This is a genomic window from Pseudomonas bharatica CSV86, from assembly GCF_000319305.2.
In the GTDB taxonomy this organism is placed as follows: Bacteria; Pseudomonadota; Gammaproteobacteria; order Pseudomonadales; family Pseudomonadaceae; genus Aquipseudomonas; species Aquipseudomonas bharatica.
Map to the genome: position 1 here is coordinate 1,412,380 of NZ_AMWJ02000002.1, position 11,452 is coordinate 1,423,831.

At 63.6% G+C, this 11,452-nt stretch carries 8 protein-coding genes and 2 pseudogenes; 6 read left to right on the top strand and 4 right to left on the bottom strand.

Going from position 1 to position 11,452, the window contains the following annotated elements; all coding sequences use genetic code 11:
* Nucleotides 1-25 precede the first annotated feature (25 nt).
* Nucleotides 26-367: a cupin domain-containing protein gene (locus tag CSV86_RS20335; RefSeq protein ID WP_009398144.1), complete on the top strand. Its 342-nt coding sequence runs from the start codon at nt 26-28 to the stop codon at nt 365-367.
* 56 nt (nt 368-423) lie between these two features.
* Nucleotides 424-1,503: a polyamine ABC transporter substrate-binding protein gene (locus tag CSV86_RS20340; protein ID WP_009398142.1), complete on the top strand. Its 1,080-nt coding sequence runs from the start codon at nt 424-426 to the stop codon at nt 1,501-1,503.
* Nucleotides 1,504-1,636: 133 nt separating this feature from the next.
* On the opposite strand, the gene CSV86_RS20345 is transcribed toward CSV86_RS20340, so the two are convergent.
* Nucleotides 1,637-3,220 carry a peptide chain release factor 3 gene (locus CSV86_RS20345; protein ID WP_009398140.1) on the bottom strand — a complete coding sequence of 528 codons (1,584 nt, stop codon included), beginning with the start codon at nt 3,218-3,220 and terminating at the stop codon, nt 1,637-1,639.
* Between the two features lie 431 nt (nt 3,221-3,651).
* Here CSV86_RS20345 and CSV86_RS20350 point away from each other — a divergent pair.
* The 4 genes and pseudogenes from CSV86_RS20350 to CSV86_RS20365 all read left to right on the top strand — a co-directional run bounded on the left by CSV86_RS20350 (nt 3,652) and on the right by CSV86_RS20365 (nt 7,086).
* Nucleotides 3,652-4,364: pseudogene (locus CSV86_RS20350) on the top strand (ABC transporter permease).
* 13 nt (nt 4,365-4,377) lie between these two features.
* Nucleotides 4,378-5,285, top strand: a pseudogene (locus CSV86_RS20355) (glycine betaine ABC transporter substrate-binding protein).
* Entirely contained in the window at nt 5,282-5,935 is a 654-nt protein-coding gene (locus CSV86_RS20360) for an ABC transporter permease (RefSeq protein ID WP_009398134.1), read from the top strand. The pseudogene CSV86_RS20355 and the gene CSV86_RS20360 overlap by 4 nt, the downstream one beginning before the upstream one ends.
* On the top strand, nt 5,932-7,086 hold the full coding sequence (locus CSV86_RS20365) for an osmoprotectant ABC transporter ATP-binding protein OsmV (protein WP_009398132.1): 1,155 nt from the start codon (nt 5,932-5,934) through the stop codon (nt 7,084-7,086). The genes CSV86_RS20360 and CSV86_RS20365 overlap by 4 nt, the downstream gene beginning before the upstream one ends.
* A 121-nt stretch (nt 7,087-7,207) precedes the next feature.
* On the opposite strand, the gene CSV86_RS20370 is transcribed toward CSV86_RS20365, so the two are convergent.
* The 3 genes from CSV86_RS20370 to CSV86_RS20380 form a co-directional block, all read right to left on the bottom strand.
* Entirely contained in the window at nt 7,208-9,643 is a 2,436-nt protein-coding gene (locus tag CSV86_RS20370) for a TonB-dependent siderophore receptor (protein ID WP_009398131.1), read from the bottom strand.
* Between the two features lie 82 nt (nt 9,644-9,725).
* Nucleotides 9,726-10,697 (bottom strand): FecR family protein, encoded by a 972-nt coding sequence (locus CSV86_RS20375; protein ID WP_037059939.1) that lies wholly within the window; start codon nt 10,695-10,697, stop codon nt 9,726-9,728.
* 17 nt (nt 10,698-10,714) lie between these two features.
* Nucleotides 10,715-11,203 carry a sigma-70 family RNA polymerase sigma factor gene (locus CSV86_RS20380; protein WP_009398127.1) on the bottom strand — a complete coding sequence of 163 codons (489 nt, stop codon included), beginning with the start codon at nt 11,201-11,203 and terminating at the stop codon, nt 10,715-10,717.
* Nucleotides 11,204-11,452 lie beyond the last annotated feature (249 nt).

Genomic DNA, 11,452 nt, shown 5'->3' on the forward strand with positions numbered 1-11,452 from the left:
TCACCCGACAGAGGAACCCGCGGTCATGAGCATCACCCAGTTCAAACACACCGACAGCGTCGCCCTGGAAACCTCCAGCCCGGTCGCCGTACCCCTTGGCGAGCCCGTCGCGGTGACCTCGGTCACCTGCGTCGAACGCAGCGACGGGGTGGAAACCGGCATCTGGGAATGCACGCCGGGACGCTGGCGGCGGCAGATCGTGCAACAGGAGTTCTGCCATTTAACCAAGGGCCGCTGCACCTTCACCCCCGACGGCGGCGAGCCCCTTGTCATAGAAGCCGGAGATGCACTGATGCTACCGGCCAACAGCACCGGAATCTGGGATATCCAGGAAACGGTGCGCAAGACCTACGTGTTGATTTTCTGATCCCGCTGATCGCCTGCTGCCTTCGATAACAACAGCTAGAGAAAGGTAACCCGGACATGCGCACTCTCCTTCTTGCACCCCTGATGCTGGCGGCTTCCATGGCCAGCGCGGCCGACTCGGTGAAGATCTACAACTGGTCCAGCTACATCGCCCCGGACACGCTGAAGAACTTCCAGCAGGCCAGCGGCATCGTGCCGACCTATGACGTTTTCGACAGCAACGAAACCCTCGATGGCAAGCTGATGACCGGCAACTCCGGTTATGACGTGGTGTTTCCCTCCAACCATTTCATGGCCCGCCAGATCCAGGGCGGCGCCCTGAAAAAGCTCGACCGTAGCCAGTTGCCGAACTGGAAGAACCTCAATCCGGTACTGCTCAAGGCCCTGGAGGTGAACGACCCGGGCAACCAGCACGGTTTCCCGTACCTGTGGGGCAGTACCGGCATCGGCTACAACATCGACAAGGTCAAGGCGGTACTCGGCGACAACGCCCCCGTGGATTCCTGGGACCTGATCTTCAAGCCCGAATACATCGGCAAGCTGAAAAGCTGCGGTGTCGCGGTGCTCGACAACGGCCCCGAGCTGTTGCCGATCGCCCTGCACTACCTCGGCCTGCCGCACCACAGCCAGGATCCCAAGGACTACGACAAGGCCAAGGACCTGCTGATGAAGGTGCGCCCTTATATCAGCTACTTCCACTCCTCGAAGTACACCGGTGACCTGGCCAATGGCGATGTTTGCGTGGTGGTGGGCTTCTCCGGCGATGTGCTGCAGGCGAAGAACCGTGCCGAGGAAGCGAAGAATGGCGTGAAGGTGGGCTATTCGATTCCGAAGGAAGGGGCGCCGATGTGGTTCGACATGGTCGCGATGCCGGCGGACGCGCCTGACGAAAAAGCCGGGTATGCCTACATGAACTACCTGCTGCAGCCGGAGGTAATGGCCAACATCAGCAACCATGTGCAATACGCCAACGGCAACCTGAAGGCGGACGGGCTGGTGGATCCGGCACTGAAGGCCAACCCGATGATCTATCCGGGGGAAGAGGTGATGGACAAGCTGTATGCGCTTGAGGCGATGCCGGCGAAGATCGACCGGATCAGGACGCGGATCTGGACCAGCATAAAAGCCGGTAACTGATCTGATTGGTGCGGGGGGGTCACTGGCCTCATCGCTGGCAAGCCAGCTCCCACAGGGACTGCGTGCACCGCGAAACCTGTGGGAGCTGGCTTGCCAGCGATGAGGCCGGCAGCCCTCCCACAGGTCTCAAGGTTCAGTGATGCTCGCGAGTAGCGCGGAATTTCACATCCGGCCAGCGCTCTTCCATCAGCGACAGGTTGACCCGGGTCGGCGCCAGGTAGGTCAGGTGACCGCCGCCGTCCACCGCGAGGTTTTCCATCGCCTTGTTCTTGAAGTCTTCCAGCTTCTTCTTGTCATCGCAGGTGATCCAGCGTGCCGACCAGACGGTGATCGGCTCGTAGGCGCATTCGACCTTGTATTCCTCCTTCAGGCGGCTGGCGACCACATCGAACTGCAGCACACCAACGGCGCCGAGGATGATGTCGTTGCTGCGCTCGGGGAAGAACACCTGGGTCGCGCCCTCTTCCGCCAGCTGTTGCAGGCCCTGGCGCAACTGCTTGGATTTCAGCGGGTCCTTCAGGCGCACGCGGCGGAACAGTTCCGGGGCGAAGTGCGGGATACCGGTGAAGCCCAGGCTTTCGCCTTCGCTGAAGGTGTCGCCGATCTGGATGGTGCCGTGGTTGTGCAAGCCGATGATGTCGCCGGCCCAGGCTTCTTCCAGTTGCTCGCGCTCGGAGGAGAAGAAGGTCAGCGCATCGCCGATGCGCAGGTCCTTGCCGGTACGCACGTGGCGCATCTTCATGCCTTTCTCGTACTTGCCCGAGCAGATGCGCATGAAGGCGATGCGGTCGCGGTGTTTCGGGTCCATGTTCGCCTGGATCTTGAACACGAAGCCGCTGAACTTCTCTTCCACCGGCTCCACGGTGCGCTCGTGGGCAACCCGGGCCAGCGGGCGCGGAGCCCAGTCGACCACCGCATCGAGCACATGGTCGACACCGAAGTTGCCCAGCGCGGTACCGAAGAACACCGGGGTCAGCTGGCCGTTGAGGAACTCGTCCTGGTCGAATTCATGGCAGGCGCCCTGGACCAGTTCCAGTTGCTCGACGAAGCCGTCGTACTGGTCGCCCAGGTGCGCGCGGGCCTCGTCGGAATCCAGCTTCTCGATGATCTTCGCTTCGGTGCGCTCATGGCCATGGCCCGGGGTGTAGACCACGATGTAGTCCTCGGCCAGGTGGTAGACGCCCTTGAAGTCCTTGTAGCAGCCGATCGGCCAGGTGATGGGTGCCGCCTTGATCTTCAGGACCGCCTCGATCTCGTCGAGCAGTTCGATCGGGTCGCGGATATCGCGGTCGAGTTTGTTGATGAAGCTGACGATCGGCGTATCGCGCAGGCGGCACACGTCCATCAGGGCGATGGTCCGCGGCTCGACGCCTTTACCGCCGTCGAGCACCATCAGCGCCGAGTCCACGGCGGTCAGGGTGCGGTAGGTGTCTTCGGAGAAGTCTTCGTGGCCCGGGGTATCGAGCAGGTTGATCATGTGCTCGCGATAGGGGAACTGCATCACCGAGGTGGTGATGGAAATACCGCGCTGCTTCTCCATTTCCATCCAGTCGGAGGTGGCATGGCGATCGGACTTGCGCGACTTCACCGTACCGGCCACGGCAATGGCCTTGCCCATCAGCAGGAGCTTCTCGGTGATGGTGGTCTTACCGGCGTCGGGGTGGGAAATGATTGCGAAAGTGCGGCGCTTCGCGACTTCGGCGGCCTGTTGGGTCATGGGAAATCGCCTGACTGGGGATTGAAAAAAGGGGCGATATCATACCTGAAGTCGGGCCAACGGCCAAAGGCTGGCCAAATGTGCTGTTGGTGCAGGAGCGTGGCATGCCGGAAGCATTCATCATCGGCCCAACAGCAGTCAATTCAACGCCTCCCCGTCAGAATCACGCTCATTCCTCGTGCGAAATTTCAAACACCCGGGGATTAGCGCTGGCCAAATGCCGCATCAGATGGGAACCTTTAAAGCGATGGAGGCGTCCATTCCCCTGCAATGACCGTTGGTCGGGGGTGGTTTCACCGGCAACACGAGCCTGACGGGGCTTCGCTCATGGCGCGCATTCTGGCCGCCGCTTTTCGCACACGGATCGCCCGTCGCCTGGAATGGCGACCCCATGGAATCCGTGCGCCGACGATAGAAAAAGGAGTCCGCCTATGGCTGCACGCTATGGCAAGGGGCTGATGGGATGTGCCGCCGCGCTCGTCATCCTGGCCCTGCTGATCCACTGGATCGGCATCGATACGATCGCGCATTACCGCGCCGATCTATGGTTCTACCTGCAGGCGCACCTGATGCTGGTGCTGCTGTCGATGGGGCGGCGCTGGTCGTGGGCATCCCCGCCGGCATTGCCCTGAGTCGACCGCACCGGGTCGACCGCGCCGAACGCTTCATGCAGGTTTTCAATATTGGCAACACCGTTCCTCCTCTCGCCGTACTCGCCATCGCCCTGAGCATCCTCGGCATCGGCGCCGGCCCCGCGATCCTCGCGCTGTTCCTCGCCTCGTTGCTGCCTATCGTGCGCAACACCTACGAAGGCCTGAAAAACGTCCCCGCCTCGCTCAAGGAAGCCGCCACCGGCATCGGCATGACGCCGCGCCAGTCGCTGTTCAAGGTCGAGCTGCCGAACGCCGTGCCGATCATCGTCGGCGGGGTGCGCGTTGCCCTGGCGATCAACGTCGGCACTGCGCCGCTGTCGTTCCTGATCGGCGCCAACAGCCTGGGCAGCCTGATCTTCCCCGGCATCGCCCTGAACAACCAGCCGCAACTGCTGCTGGGCGCGGCCTGTACCGCCCTGCTGGCCTTGCTACTGGATGCGCTGGTCGCCCAGGGCAGCCGCCGCTGGCTGGAACGCGGCCTGACTCACTGACCGAGGGATCATCATGAAACGAATCGCCTTGCTCCTGGGCGCGGCCCTGCTGTTCGCAGGATTTGCCCAGGCTGCCGAAAAACCCCTGATCCGCATCGGCGCGCGGGTCTTCACCGAGCAGACCGTGCTCGCCGAAATCACCGCCCGCTACCTGCGCCAGCACGGCTTCGACGTGCGCATCACCGGCGGCCTGGGCAGCACCTTGGCGCGCAGCGCCCAGGAAAGCGGGCAGCTGGATATGGTCTGGGAATACACCGGGGTCTCGCTGGTGTCCTACAACCATGTCGACGAACGCCTGCCGGACGCCGCCGCCACCTACGCCCGGGTAAAGGAACTGGATGCGAAGAAAGGCCTGGTCTGGCTGGCGCCGTCGCGCTTCAGCAATACCTACGCGCTGGCGCTGCCCCGTGAGGTGGCCGAGGAGTACCCGCAGGTGCAGACCATCAGCCAGCTAAACCAGGTGCTGCGCGACGAAGCCGGCAAGACCCACATCCTCGCCCTCGACACCGAGTTCGCCAATCGCCCGGACGGCCTCGCCGCCTGACCGAAACCTACGACCTGCAGTTCACCCGCAAGGACATCCGCCAGATGGACGCCGGGCTGGTCTACACCGCATTGCGCAATGGCCAGGTGTTCACCGGCCTGGTGTACACCACCGATGGCCGGCTCAGCGCCTTCGACCTGAAGCTGCTGGAAGACGACCGTCACTACTTCCCGGACTACACGGCCGCGCCGGTCGTGCGCAAAGCGGTACTCGACGCCAACCCGCAACTGGCGACCTTGCTCAAGCCACTGGCCGAGCGCCTGGACGACGAGACCATGCGCCAGCTCAACGCCAGGGTAGACGTCGAGCATGAAAGCCCCGGCAAGGTGGCCGACGACTTCCTGCGCGCCCACCCACTGCAAGGAGATGCGCAATGAGCCTGCTGGATACCTTCGCCCATCTCGACTGGGGGCAAGTGCTGCAACTGACCGGCCAGCACATCACCCTGGTCGGCATCGCCGTAACCCTGGCGATCCTCGTCGGCGTGCCGCTGGGCATCCTGATGACCCGCTTCCCCGCCCTCGCCGGCCCGCTCCAGGCCAGCGCCACGGTGCTGCTGACGGTGCCGTCGATCGCCCTGTTCGGCCTGCTGCTGCCGTTCTACTCGAAGTTCGGCCAGGGTCTGGGCCCGCTGCCGGCGATCACCGCAGTGTTCCTCTACTCGCTGTTGCCGATCATGCGCAACACCTACCTGGCCCTGACCAACGTCGAGCCGGGCATCCGCGAAGCCGCCCGCGGCATCGGCATGACCTTCGGCCAGCGCCTGCGCATGGTCGAACTGCCGATCGCCGTACCGGTGATCCTCGCCGGGGTGCGCACCGCCGTGGTGATGAACATCGGCGTCATGACCATCGCCGCCACCATCGGCGCCGGTGGCCTTGGCGTACTTATCCTGACCTCCATCAGCCGCAGCGACATGTCGATGCTGCTGGTCGGCGCCGTGCTGGTGAGCCTCCTGGCCATCGCCGCCGACCTGCTCCTGCAAGCCCTGCAACGCAAGCTGACTCCAGAAGGACTGCTCAAATGATCGAACTCCAGAACCTCTCGAAAACCTTCCAAAGCAACGGCAAGGAGGTCAAGGCGGTCGACTCGGTCAGCCTGACCGTCAACGAAGGCGAGATCTGCGTCTTCCTCGGCCCGTCCGGTTGCGGCAAGAGCACCACGCTGAAGATGATCAACCGCCTGATCGAGCCCACCTCGGGCAAGGTCCTGATCAATGGCGAGGACACCACCGGCCTCGACGAAGTGACCCTGCGCCGGCGCATCGGCTATGTGATCCAGCAGATCGGCCTGTTCCCCAACATGACCATCGAGGAAAACATCACCGTGGTCCCGCGCCTGCTCGGCTGGGACAAGCAGAAATGCCACGAGCGCGCCCGCGAGCTGATGAGCATGATCCGCCTGGAGCCCAAGCAGTACCTGCAGCGTTACCCACGGGAACTGTCCGGCGGCCAGCAGCAGCGCATCGGGGTGATCCGCGCGCTGGCCGCCGAAGCGCCGCTGCTGCTGATGGACGAGCCGTTCGGCGCGGTCGACCCGATCAACCGCGAGATGATCCAGAACGAATTCTTCGAGATGCAGCGGGCGCTGAACAAGACCGTGATCATGGTCAGCCACGACATCGACGAGGCCATCAAACTGGGTGACAAGATCGCCATCTTCCGCGCCGGCAAACTGGTCCAGATCGACCATCCGGACACCTTGCTGGCGCATCCGGCGGACGAGTTCGTCAGCAACTTCGTCGGCCAGGACAGCACCCTCAAGCGCCTGCTGCTGGTACGGGCCGAGGATGCGGCGGACAACGCGCCGTCGGCCAGCCCGGACATGCCGGTGGCGGATGCGCTGGAGCTGATGGACGAGCATGACCGCAAGTATGTGGTGGTGACCGATGGCGAGAATCGTGCGCTGGGCTATGTGCGGCGTCGGGACCTGCACCGCCAGCAGGGTGTATGCGCCGACTTCCTGCGCCAGTTCAACGCCACCGCAGCGCACGACGAGCACCTGCGCATCCTGTTGTCGCGCATGTACGAATTCAACCGGGCGTGGCTGCCGGTGCTGGATGCCGAGCAGGTATTCCTGGGCGAGGTGACCCAGGAGTCCATTGCGGCCTACCTGAGTTCGGGACGTTCACGTGGGGGCAAAACCAGCATCGTTTCCCCGGCTGAAACTGCTGTGTAAAAGCTGAGGGCCTCATCGCTGGCAAGCCAGCTCCCACAGGTACTGCACAGGTCTTGAAGTCTGTACTGACCCTGTGGGAGCTGGCTTGCCAGCGATGAGGCCCTCAAGAACACCCGAGAAATCAGAACCCTACACTGGCCTGCACATAGAAGGTCCGCGGCTCGCCCACGTAGATTCCCGAGTTGTTGTCGCTGGAGCGGGTGTAGTACTGCTTGTCGAAGAGGTTCTTCACCCCCGCCGCCAGCTTCAGGTTCGACAGCTGCTGGCCGAAGTCGTAGCCACCACGGGCCGCCCAGGTCACGTACCCCGGGATGTCCCCGTATTGCCCGTCGGCACTCGGCTCGGTGATGTAGTTACCGTTGAAGCTGCCGTTGGCATTCATGCCGGTTCCCGGCGCGCGCTGTTTCGATTGGGCGAAGGCGTCCAGGTTCCAGGTCCAGCGGTTCACCTCGTAACGCAGCCCGGCATTGACCACCTGGCGCGAATAGAACGGCAGGTCACGGCCCTTGAAGCCCGGGATCTCGCCTTCATAGGTCGCACGGGTGTAGGTGAACCCGGCATTCGCACTCAAGCCTTCCAGCCGTGCATCCAGCCCGGACAGGTCATAGCGCAGCGAAGCCTCGATACCCTGGTGCTTGGTCGCACCGAGGTTGGTCCAGCCCACGTCGTTGCTGATGTACTGCAGTTCGTCGTCGAAGTCGATGTAGAACGCGGTCAGCTCACCGCCCCAATGTTCATCGTTGTAGCGCGTGCCGATCTCGTAGGTCTTGGCCTTTTCCGGTTCCAGGCCGTTGGCGGTCGAGTTGCCGACGCCGCCCTGCCCCAGCTGGAAGTACTGCAGGCTGCCGAAGGAGGTTTCGTAGTTGGCGAACAGCTTCCAGGCATCGGAAAGGTGGTACATCACGCTCAACGCCGGCAGCGGCTCGTCGCTGCTGATGCTGCGGCTCTTGGCCTGGACCCGCACCCCATTGGTGCCCAGCACCGCGCGTTCGTGCCAGTCGGTGTTGATGTGCTCGAAGCGCAGGCCTGGCGTGATGGTCCAGTTGCCGATGTCGATCTTGTCATCGATGTAGTACGCGCTGGCTTCGGTTCCACCGGTACGGTCCTGGTAGACATGGCCGTCGGAGGTCGGAGTGACGGTCGGCACGTTGTCGATCAGCGCCAGGCGGCTGGCCTGCTCGTGCATGGCTTCCTTGAGGTAGCGGTAGCCGACGCTGACTTCCTGGGTCGCCTCGCCGGTGAAGAACAGCCGCGACAACCGTGGCTCGATGGCGAAGGTGTGATAGCTGCGCGGGAAGGACGACAGGGTCTTCTGGTCGCGGGCGGCGATGGTGCTGCCGCGGAAGCTGTCGGTGTAGTAGGTCTGCACCTCGAACTGGGTGACGTCGTCGATCTGCCGCAGGTACTTGAGCGACACGTCCTTGCGCCGGCCGCTGAAGTTGTCGTGGTCACGATCGGACTGGTACGGGTCGGCATCATACTGGGCCTGGGTCAGGCCACCGGGCATGTCGGCCTTGCCGTCGTAGTAGTGGAAGTGCAGCCACAGTTCATCCTGGTCGGTCGGCGCCCAGTGGGTCTTGAACAGCACGTCGTCGATATCGTTGCCGTTATTGCTGCGGCGGTAGCCGTTGCCATTGACCCCGGAATACAGCAGCGCCGCGCCGATGCCGTTGTCGGCGGTGCCGCCGAGGAAGGCCGTATCGATATGCTTCCAGCCGCCGTAGCGGGACGTCTCCAGGGTGGTGCCGATTTCGCCGGTGGCCTTTTCCGGGATCGCCCGGGTGACCAAGTTGATGACCCCGCCGACGTTCTGCGGCCCGTAGCGAACGGAGCCGGCACCGCGCACCACGTCGATGCTGTCGAGGTTGCCGGAGGAAATCGGCGCCATCGACAACTGTGGCTGACCGTAGGGTGCAAAGGCCGCCGGGATGCCGTCGATCAGCACTGTGGAGCGCGGCGACAGGCGCGAGGTCAGGCCGCGGACCCCGACATTGAGCGACAGGTCGCTGCCACCGGTACCGTTGGAGTCCTGCACCTGAACCCCGGGAATGCCCTTGAGCACGTCGCGCACGTTCATCGCACCCTGCTCGATCATCGCCTCGCGGCGCACCACGGTGCGCGCGCCGGGATGGTTCTGCACCACCGCCTCCTGGGCATCGCCGAGCCAGTCTCCGACCATGCTGATATCGGTCGCCGCCAGCTCCACGACCTCGCCGGAAGCCTGCGCCGAACGTAGGACCACGGTGCCCTGGGACATCTCGTAGGTCAGCCCGCTGCCCTGCAGCAAGGCTTGCAGCGCCTGCTCCGGCGTCAGGTTGCCGGACACCGCCGGAGCCTGCTTGCCGGCCACCAGCTCGGGGGTGAAGAACAGTTGCAGCGAGGTCTGCTGGCCAAGCTGGTTAAGCGCGCTGGCCAACGACTGGGCCTGGATCTGGATGGGGGTCGGCGTCGAGTCGGCGTAGCTGTTGCCGATACCGGCACTGACCGCCAGGGCCAGCGCCAGGGGCAGCCAGCGCGAGCGGCCGGCGGAACGCGGGGCATGCTTGTTGTTGTTCACGTCTTCGGGACTTCCTGAGAATGAAAATGCTTGGCAATTACAAGTCAGGCAGGAAGACGAACAACTGAAAAAATACCTGAATCTATTTTGCAATTATTTCCTGGGAGCCGTCGGCATGGGCCACCACGGACACCGGCAGGATGCTCGGCAAGGCCCGCAGCAGAGCGTCCGTGTCGTCGACACGGAAGGTGCTGCTGAGCCGCAGCTTCGCCACCTTCGGCGCCACTTTCAGCGGCTGCTGGCGATAGCGAGAGACCTCTTCGGCCACCTGGGCCAGGGAAGCGTCGTTGAACACCAGCTTGCCCGAGCGCCAGGCGGTCAGCGTGGCGGGGTCCACCTTGTAGGCGGCGGCAACGTTGCCGTCTTCATCTATATGGGAACCGAGACCGGCGCTGAGCAGCGCCCGGGATTCACCATGGCCCTGGACCCTGACCGAGCCCTGTTCCACCACCACCCGGGTCTGCCCGGGATCGCGGCGCACATCGAAGCGGGTGCCGGTCACGGTAACCGTGCCGTTGCCCGCGTCCACCACGAACGGCCGCCCGCTGTCATGAGCGACGCTGAACATCACCTCGCCCTGGGCAAGGCGGATATCCCGCTGTCCGGCACTGAAGCGCACCTCCAGGCGGGTGCGGCCATTGATCTCCAGACGCGAGCCGTCCGGCAACACGACCTGGCGGCGTTCGCCGAGGCCGGTCTGCAGTTGCTGGTAATGGTCGAGCTTGCCGTCCTGCCAGGTGAACCAGCCGAGGCCGACCGCAGCAGCCATGACGCCGGCGGCCAGTGCCTGGCGGATGAAGCGCCGACGCGGCAGGACGGCGACCGGATCCTCGACGCACAAGGCCTCGAGGCGCGCACGGGGCAGCAGGTCGCTGGCCCGCCACAGCTCGGCCAGCATCCGGTATTCGTCACGATGCAGCGGATCCTGCGCCAGCCAGGCCTCGAACACCGCCTGCCGCTCAGGCGACAACGGCCCGTCCTGAACCCGGGCGAACCATTCGGCCGCCTGCGCGCGCGCGGCCTCCTGGGGGCCGGAACTAGCGTCCTGATTCATGAATACCTTCGCCTGACTCATCTGTTCGCCACATCCAGGTGCTCGCGCAGATGGCGAAGCGTGCGGATCATATACTTTTCCACCATGTTCCTGCTCAGGCCCATGCGCTCGGCGATCTCCGCCTGAGTCAGGCCTTCGAGCTTCTGCCAGACGAACACCTTGCGGCAGTTCAGCGGCAACTCGGCCAGCGCCCGCTCGACGCTGTCGGCCAATTGCAGGGCATTCATGTAGGCCTCCGGATCGTCGTCCACCTGCGGGGTAAGGTCCAGGGCCTGCTGTTCGAGGGACTGGCGACGGTCTTCGCGACGATAACCGTCCACGGCGATATTGCGCGCAGTCTGGTGCAGGTAGGCGCGTGGTTGCTGCACCGCGCCGGGCTTGCTTTCCAAGACGCGGACAAAGGCATCGTGAGCGAGGTCCTCGGCCTGCTGGCGACTGCGCAGCTTGCGCGTCCAGGTGCCGATCAGCTCGTGATAGTGGTCGAGGAAGCCTTTGGGTCGAGACACGGTGGGAAGGTCGTCGTCAGGCAGTGGAAAAGTGTGCGAATAGTAATGTTTCTCGTTAACGCCGGCAAATCCGACCTTCGTCCGGCCGATCGGAGGTGCACCGGGCAAAATTTTTTCGCTGCAACTACGCACGCTTCAGGTGGCCATAAATATGAACACCCAGGGCATTCAAACACCCGCTCGAACACACTCGACAAACGGTCATATTTAATAAGTGAACAGTAACTTGAAGGGAAACGCGCCAATTGA